General features: G+C 48.8%; 15 protein-coding genes. 10 read left to right on the forward strand and 5 right to left on the reverse strand.

Annotated elements, in window-relative coordinates:
• Positions 1 to 59: 59 nt before the first annotated feature.
• On the reverse strand, positions 60 to 1,268 hold the full coding sequence (locus AC1S5B_RS13525; RefSeq protein WP_482036194.1) for a M20 family metallopeptidase: 1,209 nt from the start codon (positions 1,266 to 1,268) through the stop codon (positions 60 to 62).
• A 207-nt stretch (positions 1,269 to 1,475) separates the two neighbouring features.
• On the opposite strand from AC1S5B_RS13525, the gene AC1S5B_RS13530 reads away from it, so the two are divergent.
• Positions 1,476 to 2,426, forward strand: a complete 951-nt coding sequence (locus AC1S5B_RS13530; protein WP_482036195.1) for a bestrophin family protein — start codon at positions 1,476 to 1,478, stop codon at positions 2,424 to 2,426.
• A gap of 11 nt (positions 2,427 to 2,437) precedes the next feature.
• Here the strand turns inward: AC1S5B_RS13530 and AC1S5B_RS13535 are convergent, their stop codons facing one another.
• Together AC1S5B_RS13535 and AC1S5B_RS13540 are read right to left on the reverse strand one after the other, a co-directional pair.
• Positions 2,438 to 3,094 (reverse strand): (2Fe-2S) ferredoxin domain-containing protein, encoded by a 657-nt coding sequence (locus AC1S5B_RS13535; RefSeq protein ID WP_482036196.1) that lies wholly within the window; start codon positions 3,092 to 3,094, stop codon positions 2,438 to 2,440.
• A 48-nt stretch (positions 3,095 to 3,142) separates the two neighbouring features.
• Positions 3,143 to 3,391: an Asr1405/Asl0597 family protein gene (locus AC1S5B_RS13540; protein ID WP_482036197.1), complete on the reverse strand. Its 249-nt coding sequence runs from the start codon at positions 3,389 to 3,391 to the stop codon at positions 3,143 to 3,145.
• 386 nt (positions 3,392 to 3,777) lie between these two features.
• Between AC1S5B_RS13540 and AC1S5B_RS13545 the strand changes: the two genes are divergently transcribed.
• The 9 genes from AC1S5B_RS13545 to AC1S5B_RS13585 all read left to right on the forward strand — a co-directional run bounded on the left by AC1S5B_RS13545 (position 3,778) and on the right by AC1S5B_RS13585 (position 14,157).
• Positions 3,778 to 4,194 (forward strand): DUF1824 family protein, encoded by a 417-nt coding sequence (locus AC1S5B_RS13545; protein WP_482036198.1) that lies wholly within the window; start codon positions 3,778 to 3,780, stop codon positions 4,192 to 4,194.
• Positions 4,191 to 4,928, forward strand: coding sequence for a VanW family protein (locus AC1S5B_RS13550; RefSeq protein ID WP_482036199.1), 738 nt, complete (start codon positions 4,191 to 4,193; stop codon positions 4,926 to 4,928). The genes AC1S5B_RS13545 and AC1S5B_RS13550 overlap by 4 nt, the downstream gene beginning before the upstream one ends.
• Before the next feature lie 49 nt (positions 4,929 to 4,977).
• A complete protein-coding gene (locus AC1S5B_RS13555) occupies positions 4,978 to 7,212 on the forward strand; it encodes an ATP-dependent helicase (RefSeq protein WP_482036200.1) in 2,235 nt (744 codons plus the stop codon).
• A 538-nt stretch (positions 7,213 to 7,750) separates the two neighbouring features.
• On the forward strand, positions 7,751 to 8,764 hold the full coding sequence (locus tag AC1S5B_RS13560; RefSeq protein ID WP_482036201.1) for an ABC transporter substrate-binding protein: 1,014 nt from the start codon (positions 7,751 to 7,753) through the stop codon (positions 8,762 to 8,764).
• A gap of 10 nt (positions 8,765 to 8,774) precedes the next feature.
• On the forward strand, positions 8,775 to 10,328 hold the full coding sequence (locus AC1S5B_RS13565) for a sugar ABC transporter ATP-binding protein (protein WP_482036202.1): 1,554 nt from the start codon (positions 8,775 to 8,777) through the stop codon (positions 10,326 to 10,328).
• Positions 10,325 to 11,323 (forward strand): ABC transporter permease subunit, encoded by a 999-nt coding sequence (locus tag AC1S5B_RS13570; RefSeq protein ID WP_482036203.1) that lies wholly within the window; start codon positions 10,325 to 10,327, stop codon positions 11,321 to 11,323. Before AC1S5B_RS13565 ends, AC1S5B_RS13570 begins: the two co-directional genes overlap by 4 nt.
• 604 nt (positions 11,324 to 11,927) lie before the next feature.
• Positions 11,928 to 12,164 carry a sensor histidine kinase gene (locus tag AC1S5B_RS13575; protein WP_482036204.1) on the forward strand — a complete coding sequence of 79 codons (237 nt, stop codon included), beginning with the start codon at positions 11,928 to 11,930 and terminating at the stop codon, positions 12,162 to 12,164.
• A gap of 74 nt (positions 12,165 to 12,238) precedes the next feature.
• A complete protein-coding gene (locus tag AC1S5B_RS13580; protein ID WP_482036205.1) occupies positions 12,239 to 13,078 on the forward strand; it encodes a carbohydrate ABC transporter permease in 840 nt (279 codons plus the stop codon).
• 2 nt (positions 13,079 to 13,080) lie between these two features.
• Entirely contained in the window at positions 13,081 to 14,157 is a 1,077-nt protein-coding gene (locus AC1S5B_RS13585; protein ID WP_482036206.1) for an ABC transporter ATP-binding protein, read from the forward strand.
• A gap of 20 nt (positions 14,158 to 14,177) precedes the next feature.
• Here the strand turns inward: AC1S5B_RS13585 and AC1S5B_RS13590 are convergent, their stop codons facing one another.
• Together AC1S5B_RS13590 and AC1S5B_RS13595 are read right to left on the reverse strand one after the other, a co-directional pair.
• Positions 14,178 to 15,611 (reverse strand): glycoside hydrolase family 13 protein, encoded by a 1,434-nt coding sequence (locus AC1S5B_RS13590; protein WP_482036207.1) that lies wholly within the window; start codon positions 15,609 to 15,611, stop codon positions 14,178 to 14,180.
• A gap of 138 nt (positions 15,612 to 15,749) precedes the next feature.
• Positions 15,750 to 16,115: a winged helix-turn-helix transcriptional regulator gene (locus AC1S5B_RS13595; protein ID WP_482036208.1), complete on the reverse strand. Its 366-nt coding sequence runs from the start codon at positions 16,113 to 16,115 to the stop codon at positions 15,750 to 15,752.
• Between the last annotated feature and the right edge of the window lie 44 nt (positions 16,116 to 16,159).

Below are 16,159 nucleotides of genomic sequence, written 5' to 3' on the forward strand. Positions count from 1 at the left end.
AATAACTAAGCTCTGATCATAAGTCACATTCTATAGAACCTGTAGGATTAGGCAAAGAGTTAAGATGCAGTTACATCTTCAGTATCGGTCGGCACCTGCTGCCAATATTGCCATGCGGCATAGGCAAGGGTAACAATCCCTGTCACTATTGACGACTCATCAACGGCAAATTGGGGATGATGCAATGGGTAATTGGGGCGATCGCGAAACCCAACCCCCAGCCGAAACATGCTTCCCGGAGCATGTTGGAGATACATCGAAAAATCTTCTGCACCCAACGACGGCTCCTGAATCATCACAATGCCGCCGTCGCCCCAAGCTTCTCGCGCCGCCGACTCCAGCAATTGGGTCAACGCCAGATCATTTTGCACCGACGGCACTCCCCGCTGATAGTTCACCTCATATCGGGCACCGTAGGGTTGGCATACTCCCGCCACAATCCGCTCAATCCAATCCGGTAGAGCCGCGCTCGTTTCTGGATGGAGCGATCGCACCGTGCCCAATAATTTCACCTGATCCGCAATCACATTTGGTGCCCGCCCGCCGCTAATCTGCCCAATCGTCAGCACCACCGGACGCAGCGGATTCTGGGTGCGGCTAATTGCCTGCTGCAATGTGGTGATCACCTGTGAGGCAATCCAAATGGCATCCACCGCCTCATGGGGACGCGCCCCATGCCCCGACTCACCCAAAATCGTGATTTCCAAATCATCCGCTGCCGCTGTCAATGCCCCATAGCGAATGCCCACCATGCCTGCTTGAATGGACGGAAACACATGCAGCGATAATACGCCTGCCACCTCTTTCATTGCCCCATCATTGATCATCCAGTTTGCACCCTGCGCCACTTCCTCCGCAGGCTGGAACAAAAACCGCACGTTTCCCGGCAGTGTTTTTCCCAGTTGCGCGAGTACCATTGCCGTACCTAATCCCACGGTGGTGTGAACATCATGTCCACAGGCGTGCATCACTCCCAATTGCCGTGAGGCAAACTCTAGCTCGGTGCGTTCATGAATCGGCAGCGCATCCATATCTGTCCGAATTGCCAGCGATCTCGCCTGACAGTTTTTACCACGCAATTCTCCAATGACTCCAACCTTACCAACCCCTTCCTTAACCTGCAACCCACAGGAGGAGAGGACTCCAGCTACATAAGCCGCTGTTTGATGCTCTTGACCACTCAGTTCTGGATGGCTATGTAAATGGCGACGAATTTCAATCAATCGAGGAGCTAAATTTGCAGCAATATCCTTAATCTGAGTCAGCATGAGGCGATGTGTTGTGCTTTACCTTCATGATAGGAGGTGTAGCAAGAAGGGGCGAGGTGCGAATAGGAAAAATGTGGACAGGGAATGAACAGATAGTAGATAGTGAGCAAGAAGAACGACCAAGGCATCCCCCAAACTTAAAAATATATTGGTTCCTTATAGATTTATTTTTCTCTGCCCCCTGCCCCTGACCCCTGACTCTTGCCCATGGCTATTAAAGACAAACACTGGTTCCAGATAGCATTTCAGCTTAAAGGTTCTGTGATTCCATCTATTTTGGGACGCACTATCATTTGCGGTTTGTTTGGGGTCTTGATTTCTGTTTTTGCTTACTTGGAATATCCAGTGGCATTGCCAACCCTAACTAGCTTGATTCCCAATATTGTGCTGGGGCTATTGCTGGTATTTCGGACAAACACAGCATATGAGCGCTTTTGGGAAGGACGAAAATTATGGGGATCAATTGTGAATACAACTCGCAACTTGGCTCGTCATATGTGGATTGCGGTGCCGGCAAAACAGCCAGAAGATCGAGATGATAAAGTTGCGGCATTGAAGTTATTAGTGGTGTTTGCGATCGCCACAAAGCAACACCTCCGGCAGGAACCGCTGGGTGCAGAAGCGGAAAAATTGATCGCACCCGCCAAATTTCGCAAGCTGCAAACGATGAATCACCCACCGCTAGAAGTCGCCTTTTGGATTGGAGACTATTTACAAAACCAATATAGCCATCAACAATTTGATAGCTACCAATTGATGGCAATGCAGAATTTGCTCAATGGCTTAGTGGATTGTTTGGGCGGCTGTGAGCGGATTTTGAAAACACCGATGCCCTTGGCATACTCGATTCACCTAAAACAGTTGCTCTTGCTTTACTGTTTATCGTTACCGTTTCAAACAGTGGGTCAATTGGGCTGGTGGACAGGGCTTGTAGTCGCGCTGATTAGCTTTACGCTGTTTGGCATTGAGGAAATCGGTGTCGAAATTGAAAACCCATTTGGGCACGATGCAAACGATTTGCCGCTTGATACGATTTGCGCCACAATGCTTTGCAACATTGAAGATTTGATGACGCTAACCCCAGGAATGGACAGTGGTTCTAAGGAGAATCTAGGAGACGTGGATAGTCCGTTTGTCCGTTTGAATAATCCTGGTTAAAACAATTCTGTTTAAGAAATTGGCAGGAGCGTTGATTGAGAAGACTCTGGCACAGTTCCCGCCGAGGTTTCACGAATCGTCACGGGAAAATGCTGATCAATTACTTGGGGAATTTCTTTGGCGGTGATGCGGGTATAGCGAGTTTTGTCAGGCATAACCACGTTTGGACCTGCTTTACACTGTTTCATGCAGCCTGTGCCCTTAACTTTCACCTGATCCTGCAAGCCGCGATCGCTTAAGGTGGATTGCAATGCTTGGCAAATCGCTTTTCCGCCCCGCTTCATGCAGTCGGACTTTTGACACATTAGAATCGTCGCTGGACGCTGAGCCTTCTGCTTCTCAGCCATATTAGTTGAAGGAAGCGACATTGCATCAATCCCTGTCAGATTGTCATCGAGTCTGGCTAGCGCTTGGTTAATCGAAAACGCTTTATACCTCACTTCTCCAGTTGTCAGATCAACCGATCGCTCTCCAAATATTCCAATCCAACTGCCTGGAGCCAGCACCCCTTTCACAGAAGCTCTTGCCTCCTTAGAAAGCTTAATGCAAAGTTCGCCTTCCGCAGTTGCCACCCGTAAATGTTTAATCTTGTAACCGTCTTCCAAAATGAAGCTGAGGAAGCGCCCTTCGAGGCTAAAGGTAGATAGCTGCTTGTGTTTTTTACTCATGATGATTTTTAAGTGGCGATGGGCGGAAGGTCAGATATCATAGACAGCCTAGCAATCATAGGCTAGGCATTTTTCTAGCCAGTCGATAAGCTCTGAGCGAGGTGCGGCAATCTGCTGGACGACGCTCCGAAGCTGAAGGATTGCGATGGGATGGGTGATTTCTACCTCAAGATAGCCATCGGAGTGGCACTGACAAGGGATGCTGAGGTCGCGCAACCGCTGGCAGGCGAGCCAGCGATCGCAGCGAGAAATGGTGCCAACTGGAACAGTGAGGGGAATTGAGCTAGATAGATTCATTAGTTTAGCTAATGCAAATGATTCTTAGTGGTTATTAAAGTCCGGGCGATCTCATTTCTACGGCAGAGTACAGCCAACAGGTTCAAAATGGTTGAACCTAGTGCTCGCTTGCCTAAAAGCAGATACACAAAAACTTGGCAGAAAAATTTAAATATTGACTCGACAATCTTTTAACAAAATGCTAATCATACTTGCGAAAGAAGTTCAACAGCCTATGTATTAGCATACACCATACGAAGACACTTGCATATTATTCTCAATAAGATGCTGGTTTTGCAATTGTCCAAAAAAATAGATCAATCAGAAGCCGCCTGAAATAAGAGATAGTGGGGTGGGGATTAGAAAATCTTTGTTCTTTTCTTCCTTCTACCTAACAAGACTCAACGTTGTCTTCTTTACCGATGAATCTGGATGCGGCTCAAACGCTCTTAAGACAGTTTATTTGCATTGAACAGGTGCCCGTAGACCAATTGCTGACTTTAGAGGCAATTCAGTTAGCCATCCGGCAGGTTTGCGATCGCTCTGATTATCAAATTTTTGGCATTTGTGCCGATACCGCCCCTCAAGCGATCGCGACTTTGCATGACTATCTCGCGGCTCTGGGATATTCTGCGCGCCCCCAGCCCGATGCAATCCCAGGCTCGGTCTATGTCAAGTTCAACCCCAACACTAACCGCTGCCACTTGGATAGTTATACCGGAACTCATCGCGGGGTGCTGGTGTCTTGCCAATCGGCGGATGATGAAGACGTGAATGAAACTTACGGACATTTACCCCTCAACTTGTTTTCAGATATGGCATGAAACAACTCATCCCTGCATCTTGGAGATTACGCCTTAAAGTGACTCAGAGAAATTGGGTAGATTGGTCAACAGGGCAATCTCATCACTTTGTTAATTCACAACAATTGTTAGAGATAGAAAAGCAATTCCTTCACCCTCAAATTGATCTGACCCAACCTATTTTTGAAACAGAGTATTCTGATAATAAAAAACATAACTTGGCACTGGCGATCGCCCAGATTCAAGACATTTTAATTCCACCCAATCAAATTTTTTCGTTCTGGCACTTAGTCGGGTGTCCTAGCCCAAAAAGAGGATATTTAGCCGGACGGGTGATTGCCAAGGATCAGCTTACAGCAGAAATTGGCGGTGGTTTATGCCAACTGTCTGGGTTGATTTACTTTCTGATTTTGAAGGCTGGAATCATGCCTTTAGAACGATATCCTCATTCCAAAGATATCTATACAGAAGCCAGTCGTTTTGCACCTTTGGGTTCCGATGCAACCGTCGTATATGGCTATAAAGATTTACGGTTTAGAAATCCTTTTTCCTTTCCGTTTTGTTTTCAGTTTAATTTGCAATCCCAGGCGATCCAAGCGGCAATTTGTGCACCTAAAGCATTTCCTCAATTCCGCATAGAATTTAAGCAGTTAGAATTAGCGGATGGCGTTCAAGTTCAAACAATTCGCTATAGATTAAACGATTCCCAATGTGAATTGATTGATTCTACCTTTTATCCTAAATTGCGCTGCTGATTGCTTGCGATCGCAGATTGAATTTTCGTTGCGTAGGAACTGCTGGTATATGCTTTCTTCTCCCGTGACTACTTTGGATGATCTGCGCGCCATGCTGCGGGTGGGGCAGCGAGAACTAGCGGATTGGCAATCGGGGGCATTGGCGGTGGCGGCGGTGCCGGGATCGGGCAAATCGACAGGGATGGCGGTGGCAGCCGCGATCGCGATTGCACAGAATCAACTCAATGCTCGGCGGCAGTTGATTGTGGTCACGTTTACGCGATCGGCGGCGGCAAACATTAAAGCCAAAATTCGCAGCTACCTAAAGCAGCTATCGTTGCCGCAGCAGGGCTTTTCAGTTTATACGCTGCATGGGTTAGGGTGGGCGATCGCCCGTAGCCACCTTGAGCAAACAGGTTTAAATTCCGACACGTTGCTGGTTACGCCCAACCAAAATCATCGATTGGTGCGTGCCTGCGTGGAATCGTGGATCGCCAATAATCCGCGACTGTTTCAAACCTTATTGGAAGGGCAACAGTTTGACGGGGAGGAAACCGAACGACTACGGCGACAGTCCGTATTGCGAACGGAGGTCTTGCCCAATTTAATAACGACCGTGGTGCATGAGGCGAAAAGTTCTGGTTTACAGCCCGATGATTTGCGCAGCTTTAGTGATAACAGTGTCGATGAATACTCGGTTCTAGCGATCGCGGCAGGTTTGTATGAACTGTACCAAGAGCAACTGCATCGGCGTAACTGGATGGATTATGACGAAATCATCTTGGCAGCCTTGCGCGTGCTGGATGACCCCACCGTGCGGCACTATTGGCAGCAACAAGTCTTTGCCGTGTTTGAAGATGAAGCACAGGATTCTAGCCCATTGCAAACCCGTTTATTAGAAATTATTGCCGCTGATTCTGCCCAACCAGATCGGTTAAATCTGGTGCGCGTTGGCGACCCCAACCAGGCAATTAATTCTACTTTTACGCCTGCCGACCCGATTTTTTTTCGTGAGTTTTGTGATGAGTGCGATCGCCAAGACCGTTTGGCAACCATGACCCAGGCAGGACGCAGCACAGGCAAGATTATCAATGCTGCAAACTTTGTGGTGGAGTGGGTGAATCGCTCCAAACTTGCTGGAACCGAGCAGCCTTTTCGCCTGCAAAAAATTCAGCCAGTGCCCCCCGGTGATCCGCAGCTTAACCCAGAGCCAGAAGGACGCGGACTGGAGCTTTACACGCCAGACGATGTGTTTCAAACGGTGGAATTAATCGGGCAGCGATCGCTTCGGCTATTCCAAAATAATCCTGAGGGTGCCGCAGCGGTATTAGTCCGAACGAATGAGCAAGGGCGATTTGTGGCGCGAGAACTACAGCGCTGGTATGGCGGCACCATTCCGGTGTATGACGTGGGGCAACAGGAGCGCCAATCTTATGTGCCGGTTGAGATGCTGAGGCTGCTGCAATTTTGCGATCGCCCCCACTCGCCCGACAACTTGAAAAATGCTCTGACAACATTAGTGCAACGCAAACTGATTCCCACCCAAGATTTGAACGCGATCGTAAGTTTTCCCGAACAAATGCTGTATCCCGGACCGCTTGATTCAGTTCAATCGGAACCCGTTCACCAAGCCCGTCGCTATTGCACCAGTCTCCTGCGTGCCCGGTTAGAACTGCCGCCCTATCAACTGATTTCCTTTTTTGCGTTTACCCTGGGCTATAACCAAAGCGAACTGGCGACGGCGGATAAATTGGCTGACCGCACCACCCAGCAAACCCAGGGTGACCCCACTCTCCCTGCTATTCTCGCGGCATTGAATGACATTGTGGCTTCAGAACGATTTGAGCCAGTGGACACCGAAAATGCTGACGATCGCTACACCAAAGCCGGACAGTTGACCATTATCACCATGCACAAGGCGAAAGGTCTGGATTGGGACTGGGTATTCATTCCCTTTTTGCATGAGAATATGATCCCTGGCAACCCTTGGATTCCGCCCCAGGCAGCTTTCTTAGGCAATTTCACCCTAGCAGAAGTCGCTCGTGCCCAAATTCGCGCCCAAGTTCACAATCAGCCTAGTTTTGCGGATACACTAGCCGCCTGGAATCGTGCCCAAAATCTTAAAACTGCCGAAGAATTTCGCTTGCTTTATGTGGCGATGACCCGCGCTAAACGATTGCTGTGGATGTCTGCGGCGGCTAAAGCACCCTACACCTGGAATAAACCTGACAACCTCAGCGATCGCAAACCCTGCCCAGTTTTTCCAGCCTTGCAAGAGCGCTTCCCAGACGCGATCGTCAAGTGAAATTCCTGAAAAGGTGTCATTCAATTAGCCGCTGGTGTGAGCGGATTTCCAAGTTCTTACTCCTATGACATCGTCACCACAAACATTGATAAAGATCATCTTTAACTCTTTTTCGACTTTAGTTAGAAACTATTTCTAGAGTTAGTTAATCAGATAATGTTGACAACATAACAGTTTGTTTCTTGAGTAGATTGCAACTTTGTAATATACATTTAGAAACAACCAAGTAACAAAAATTTAAGGTCACTCAGTCGTTGCTCAGTCATTAGGAGGATGGAGACGCAGTAGCTTTTTTGATATGTTCAACTATATTCAGATTATTGATTTGCAAATTTTCATTCCTAATGCCTTTTACAACTCTGTTTAAATAAACACTCAGATAAAATCCATTTAGGAAAATACAATCGTAAAGAATTAAAACTAGAACTGCATACAATTATTGCTGGATCAACGCTTCAATCATTGAATAAAGTTCTAGTTCAATTCAATTTGCAAATCTTGATTCTGTTGACTCTAATTAGCGAGTTAGTAGAGAGAGATGAGCAAAAAAACAACAAAAGTTCATGCAGCGATTCAAAGGATCATTGCGATCGCTTTTTTAAGTCTAATGGGCGGAATTCTGGCTGCTTGTTCACCCAATTCTAGTAATCAGGGTGGAATCGCGCCAAGTAGCTCAGATCCAAATGCCAAGCTGAAATCGGTTGCTGTTACCGTTGGCGATCTCAGCAATCCATTCTTTGTGTTGATGGGGCGTGGCGCAGAGACAGAAGCCAAAAAAATTGGCGGTGGCAATACCCAAGTGACGGTGGTTTCCAGTGGGTATGACCTAAATCAGCAGTTTAACCAGATCGAGAATTTTGTTGCCGCCAAGACAGACATTATTATTCTGAACGCGGCAGACAGCAAGGGCATTGAGCCTGCGGTTGAGAAAGCTAAACAGTCCGGCAGTGTAGTCATTGCAGTGGATACAGCGGCGGGGGGCGGCGTGGATGCCACTATCACCTCCAACAATGTGCAAGCAGGGCAACTCAGTTGTCAGTTCATTGCCGATCGCCTCAAGGGGAAAGGCAACATCGTGATTGTGAATGGACCGCCTGTGATCTCGGTAATTGAGCGGGTGCAGGGCTGTGAACAGGTGTTGACTAAATATCCTGGCATCAAAATTCTTTCAAAAGACCAGAACGCGGAAGGCAGTCGAGATGGTGGACTGCGGGTGATGACCGATTTGCTCACCTCCTTTCCCCAACTGGATGCCGTGTTTGCCATTAATGATCCGTCGGCGGTGGGGGCAGAACTTGCTGCCCGACAAGCCAAACGCAGTGAATTTTTCATTGTGGGCGTGGATGGGGCACCCGAAGCAGCTCAGGCGATCGCTGATCCAAAAAGTCTAGTGGTGGCAACGGCGGCTCAAGATCCGCTGGGGATGACGCGAAAAGCCGTGCAGGTTGGCAACGATATCTTGTATGGCAAGCGACCCGCTAACCCCAACATTCTGATTCCGGTCAAGTTAATCACCCGCGAAAACGTCAGCCAATATCCAGGCTGGAAGTAAGGAGTTACTGATGACAACTGACATTCAACCCTCGCCTATATCTGCACCCAGTTTGGTTCCCGTGCTGGAAATGCGAGGCATTACCAAGCGCTTTCATGGGGTGCCTGCCCTGCGAGATGTGAATCTGACGATTTATCCCGGTGAAGTCCATGCGTTGATGGGGGAAAACGGCGCAGGCAAAAGCACGTTGATGAAAATCCTGGCAGGGGCATACATCGCCGATGAAGGTGAAATCTATGTCAATGAGCAACGGCTCAACATCACTGATCCCGGCATGGCACGGCGATCGGGCATCAATTTAATTTATCAAGAGTTGAATGTCGCCCCGAATTTGACCGTTGCCGAAAACATGTTTATGGGCAGCGAATTGCGGCAGGGGTTACTGCTCGATCGCGAAGGCATGAGACGGGAATCGGCACGAGTGCTGGATAGTTTGGGAGCCACCTTTGCCCCTAATGATCGCGTATCTAGCTTGTCGATCGCCGAGCAGCAACTGGTCGAAATTGCCCGTGCCCTCAAAGACAACAGCCGTATTCTGGTGATGGATGAACCCACCGCCGCCCTCAGCGATCGCGAGACAGAGCGGCTGTTTGAAGTGATCCACAAGCTACGGAGTGACGGTATTGCCATCATCTACATCAGCCATCGGATGGAAGAGGTGTACGCCCTGGCAAATCGGGTCAGCGTCTTGCGAGATGGTCAGTATATTGGCAGCCTCACACGAGATGAGATCTCACCAGAACGATTGGTGCAAATGATGGTGGGTCGCCCAATGGGAGATTTTTACGAGCATCAGCGGCAGACGGAACCCGGTGCCGTGGTGCTGGAAGTTAAAAACATCAGCGACGGTCGCAAGGTTCAGCCTACCAATCTCACCCTCCGGGCTGGAGAGATTGTCGGGTTAGCGGGGTTGGTGGGCGCAGGACGCACTGAGCTTTCGCGGCTGATTTTTGGTGCTGATCCGAAAGCCAGCGGTGAAGTGTGGCTGAATGGCAAAAATCTGGAGATCCACTCGCCCGGAGATGCGATCGCGGCGGGAATTGGCTATGTCCCAGAAGATCGCAAAGACCAGGGCTTGTTTCTAGAAATGACTTCTGGCAAAAACATCATCCTGAATATGTTGAAACAAGACTCTAAAGTCGGCGTGATCAATTGGCGATCGGTGGGCAAGATTGCCAGCGATGCTGTGGAAGACTTTAACATTCGACTTGCCAACCTCGAAATTCGGGCAATGGATTTGTCCGGGGGCAATCAGCAAAAACTCCTACTGGCACGATGGCTGGCAATCAAGCCCAGAGTGCTGTTGTTGGATGAACCCACGCGTGGCGTAGATATTGGTGCCAAAAGCGAAATCTATCGCATTATCAGCGACCTAGCAAAACAGGGCGTTGCCATTCTAATGGTCTCTAGCGAATTGTCAGAAGTGGTGGGACTCAGCGATCGCGTCTTGGTCATGCGGGAAGGTCAATTGGTGGGTGAACTGGGCGGTTCTACAGGCACAACCATTACTCAAGAAAACATTATGGCGTATGCCACTGGCGCATCGGAGGTCGCCGCATTATGAGTCAAACTGAATTGCGTCCCCTAAAGGATAAAGCGGACAGTTCGCTATCACGCAAGCGCAATGTCGCCAACAACTGGCTTCAGGTCGCGGGAATCTTGCCGATTTTGGTGCTGATCTGCATTCTATTTTCAGTGCTAACTCCCAACTTTCCTACTGCCGGAAACGTTGTCAATATTTTGCGACAGGCATCGATCAATATTGTGCTGGCAACGGGTATGACCTTCGTCATTCTGACCGGCGGCATCGATCTATCCGTTGGCTCAATTTTGGGCGTGTCGGCAGTGGTTGGGGTTCTCGTCTCGTTGATGCCTGCCCTAAGCTGGGCGGCGGTGCCTGCGGCTTTGTTAACGGGTTTGCTAATTGGCTTAGGCAATGGTGCTTTAATCGCCTTTCTCGACTTGCCGCCTTTTATTGTCACCTTGGGTGGATTGACTGCCCTGCGCGGCGTTGCCTATCTCGTTGCCAACGGCACTACTGTCTTGAACCGAGAGCTTAACTTTGCTTGGATTGGCAACAATTATCTAGGTCCCTTTCCTTGGCTAGTCGTGATTGCGCTGCTAGTGGTACTCGCCAGTTGGTTTATCCTCAAACGAACGGTTTTAGGCGTACAAATTTATGCTGTCGGTGGCAATCAACGAGCCGCCCGGCTAACAGGCATCAAAGTCGAGCGGATATTGCTGTTTGTCTACGGCTTGAGTGGCTTGCTGGCAGGATTGGCAGGCATCATGAGTTCCAGCCGACTCTATAGTGCCACGGGTTTGTTGGGCAACGGCTATGAACTAGACGCGATCGCGGCGGTGATTTTGGGTGGCACCAGCTTCACTGGCGGCATTGGCACCATTCCCGGAACCTTGCTCGGTGCCTTGATTATCGCCGTCCTCAACAATGGCTTAACTCTGCTGAATATGTCCTTTTTCTGGCAGTTAGTGGTGAAGGGCTTGGTGATTATCGTCGCCGTCACGATCGATCGCTTCCGCCGAGGAAAAGGACGATAGGTGCAGAAGTTTGGAGTAGAGACGCGAGATTTTGCGTTTCTACCATAGGTCACAATGCCCGTAATGATGCCTTCATTGGTGTAGTCAGAACGGTCTTCGCCTTTTAGCGATCGCTAAATAGAATTCTTGCGTGAATCAAGAACAGAGAGCCGGTTCAAAATTGGCAATCACCGGAATGAGGTTGAAGCGCAACCCGAAATGCTGGCATTGATTTCGATAGGGTTACAGCGAGAATCCGAAAACTCTTGAGCTGATGATTCACAGGCTCAGCGACCACTGGTCATTTGGCTGGATTGTGGTTAAGCTGACGCTTGCCTTTGCTCAGTTTGCTCTGATGTGGCTTTTGGGTCGGAGTGCAACTACAAGGGTGTAGATTTGCGCTACCCCGATAGCCTTTGTCCGCTCCTACGAACATTCTCGCGATCGCCCCCCCCCCCGCCTAATTTCAGTCCGACTACGACTGCTGGTAAATGCAACTTCCTGGATGCTAACGGTAAACCCTGCCCTAAAACCGAGGCTAACAAACCAGATGCCCCAAAAACGAGACTAAATAAAGCTTGTTAAGTGATCCTATCTTCTGGTAACTCTTTACATGTAACGCGATGTGCAACTAAGTTCTTGCAAGAAAAGTCCCACTAGACATGGTTCAGGAATTCCTGAAGACATTCAATCCCGATTATTTGATCCGTTTTTTACCATAAAGCCGATCGGTCAAGGAACTGGAATCGGGTTAGCGATTAGCCATCAAATTGCTGTCGAAAAACACAAAGGAACGCTGAAATGCATTTCTCAGCCTGGTCAAGGAACCGAGTTTGTCATTGAAATTCCCCTTTATTCATAGTTCAGTCAAGTAAGGTATTTCTAGTCACTTCCGCTCTCAAGCTTCTTGTTTGACCTGTCTTCTGCTCAAACTCTATGTCTCAACAGAAAAACGTCCCCAATTTCCTCTTTTGGCTAGCTGTCTTTAGTCTTTGCCTTTTTTGCCTTGCTCCCGTGCTATGGCAAGTCTTGACTTCCTTTAAGGTGAATGCCGACATTGCCGCAATTCCCAATATTTATATTCCTACTCGGCTGACGCTGGATCACTATATTGAATTATTCACCCGCAAACCCTTTCTGCGATATTTGCTGAATAGTACTTTCGTGTCACTGGTGTCTACTATTGCGTGCCTAGCAATTGGGACTCCTGCTGCCTACGCGATCGCCCGGTTGCGTCCTTTGGGTGGCAATCTGATCCAGCTTAGTATAATACTCGTCACCTTATTTCCAAGTATTTTGCTGCTGCAAGGTCTGCTCGAAATCGTCCAGTTTTTTCAGCTAGGCAATAATTATTTGGCGCTGATCATTCCTTACACTGCCATGAATTTACCGTTAACCATTCTTGTGATGCGGAGCTTTTTTGCCCAACTGCCCAAAGAACTGGAAGATGCTGCCAAAGTGGATGGTTATGGCACTTGGCAACTACTGGTACAAATTCTCACGCCGCTGACGTTGCCGGCGATCGTCACCACTGGCATTCTTACCTTTATTGCCGCTTGGAATGAGTTTATTTTTGCCCTTACGTTTATTACTGAGGAAACCATGAAAACGGTGCCTGTTGCGTCTGCTCAACTCGGTAGCGCTTCTGTGTTTGAGATCCCCTATGGTCCGATCGCGGCGGCTACGGTTATCGGCACGATTCCGCTGGTGATTCTCGTCCTATTTTTCCAACGGCAAATCGTCCAAGGACTTACAGCAGGAGCGGTTAAGGGGTAGTGATGGCTAAACTTCAACTGATTCACCTGAATAAAACCTTCAGTCCAAAAGTAGTTCCGGTCAAAGATATTAACTTGACGGTAGAGGATGGAGAATTTTTGAGCCTGTTGGGTCCGTCGGGCTGTGGCAAATCGACCATTTTGCGAATGATTGCCGGATTGGAGGAGCCGACACGCGGGCAGATATTGATTGACGATCGCGATGTGACGCAACTGAAACCGGGCGATCGCAATGTTGCCATGGTGTTTCAAAGCTATGCACTGTATCCCCACATGACGGTGTATCAAAACCTGAGCGCGGGGCTGAAACTGAAGAAAGTGCCGAAAGAAGACCGCGATCGCCGGATTCAAACTGTGTCGCATATTCTGGGATTGGAAGACCTGATGCAGCGCAAGCCGGGGCAACTTTCCGGGGGACAACGCCAGCGAGTTGCCGTCGGTCGGGCGTTAGTCCGCAACCCGGATGTGTTTTTGCTGGATGAACCCTTGAGTAACCTAGATGCTTTGCTACGCGAAAATGTTCGGGCTGACTTAAAGCAAATCTTTGCCAGTCAGAGTGTGCCCGTCGTTTATGTCACCCACGACCAGACGGAAGCCATGACGCTTTCGACCAAGGTTGCAATCTTGAATGACGGCTATTTACAGCAACTCGATACGCCCGATCGCATCTACAACCATCCCGCCAATCAGTTTGTTGCTAGTTTTGTCGGCAGCCCGCGCATGAATCTGATTCCGGTTCCCTGCCAAGCGGGAGAGGGATTACTCGGCACCTGCAACATTCCGCTGCCCACGACTGCCAAGGCGCAGGCTCAGATCATGCTTGGCATTCGCCCGGAGCATTTGCGACTGGCACAGCCTACCGATGAATATACTCTCCAAGGTCAGGTGTTTTCGGTGGAAAACTTGGGGATGTATAAACTATGCAGCATTCAGACGATGAGCCATCAAGGGGTGCCCATCGTGCTGCGATCGCTGCTTCCCTCCAATGAAGACTGGTTAAACCAAACTATTAGCCTCGCTGTTTCCCCCGATTCACTTCATTGGTTTGATGTGAAATCCGGGGAAAGTTTTGTTGAATAGCTTCTCATGCAGCCGAATCACTAGCCTAAAATGCATCCACTTCGTTTTGGCAAGGTAATCTGAAACCCCTTGTCCAGTTGTTTCATGGTGCTATCGCCAAAAAGCGGCTGTAGAGCTTGAGGCATGGCAGCTAACGTTGCTGTAGCAGATTCAGTTCCAGCATTGACGGCAACTATCAGGGTTTCAGTGGGCAAACTACGCGCCAAAATATAAACATCTCCCTGGGCATAAAGGGTTTTGTAGTCGCCTACTCGCAGCGCCGGATGAGCATGACGCAGGGCAATTAACTGGCGGTGATAGTCTAAAAGATCTTGATCCCAATCGACTTCAGCCGGGAAGCCGCGCCGCGAATCGGGGTCAATCCCACCCGCCAAACCAACTTCATCGCCATAGTAAATGCTGGGCGCACCCGGAAAGGTGAGCAGTAAAAGAGTCCCTAGTTTAACGCTATCTCGATCCTCGCCAGCAATGCTGAGTAAACGGGCAGTATCGTGACTTGCAAGCAGATTAAGCTGAGTCTGTTGAATCTCCCAATCATAGAGCTTGAGCAGGTTTTGAATTTTGGTGGCATAGCCTCTGGCATCTAAGGCAGGGTAGGGCGTGTAGGAGCGTCCTTCAACATACTCACGAATGACGCGATCGCCGGCTGTAAAAGCAATCGTGGGTGCAGTGAATAAATAGTTCATCACCCCATCAAATTGAGTGCCATCCAGCCATTCACGGGAATCGCCCCAAATTTCACCCACAATGTAGGCTTCAGGATTAATCGCCTTGACGCGATCGCGGAATTCTTGCCAAAATCCAGGCGTTGTAATTTCGTTGGGCACATCCAACCGCCAGCCATCAATCCCCAACTTCAGCCAATATTCAGCAACTTCCATCAGGTATTCCCGCACGCTGGGATTGTCGTGATTAAACACAGGCAGTGCTCGGTTATCCCACCAACTCACATAGTTTGCAGGGCGATCGCCATCATAGGGAGCCAATGGCCAGCCCTTAATCTTGAACCAATCGACCCACGGCGAATGGGGTCCATTTTCCAAAATATCATTAAAGAAAAAGAACCCCCGACTGCAATGATTAAACACCCCATCTAGCACCACCTTGATATTGCGGCGATGGGCTTCATTCAGCAATTCTTCAAACGCAATGTTGCCGCCCAGAATTGGGTCTACCTGAAAGTAATCATGGGTGTGATAGCGATGATTGCTAGCAGATTGAAAAATGGGGGTGAAATAAATTGCCGTAATCCCCAATGTTTGCAAGTAATCCAGTTTTTCGATTACACCCCACAAGTCGCCTCCCTTATATCCCTGTAGCGTTGGTGGCACATGCCAAGGTTCCCACGATGTCTCTTGCAACCAAGACTTACGAGGAGCCGCACGAATAAAGCGATCGGGAAAGATTTGATAAAAAACAGCATGTTTGACCCAATCAGGCGTTTGAATTTGCATACAAAGTTAAGAGGCAGAAAATTAGAAGAACGTCACAGGCATGAAGCCATTGCTACGGTATCGAAATCACTAAGGAAGAGAGTCTGTCAATTGGCAGAAATTTAACAGCAGACATTGTGAATCTTATCTGCTGCAATCTTATCTGCTGCATCCACTGGGTGTCGGTGGTAATTCGGACGAAATGCTATACCAACTTTCTGCCAAAGCATTTAGCTGATCAAGTACGCCACATAACTCCAGCCCCCGCGCTGTCAAACCATAGGTAACTTGGGGCGGCACGGTTGGTTCGTAATGCCGATAAAGAATTTCTTCTTGCTCTAATAAGCGGAGACGTTCTGTTAGCACTTTCGTAGAAATACCTTCCACTAATCGCTTCAATGCTCCAAAACGGGTTGCTCCTTGGGTGGATAATATCCACAGAATATACATCGTCCAGGGACCGGAAAGGACTGCCATTAAACGGCTGACAGGACAAGGGTGAATGTCTTTAGAAGAATGAGCCATGACGAGTTGCTACAAAGAGCTTAGTAGTTACTATAAAGTACCTA

The organism is Leptolyngbya sp. CALU 1928, from assembly GCF_056784215.1.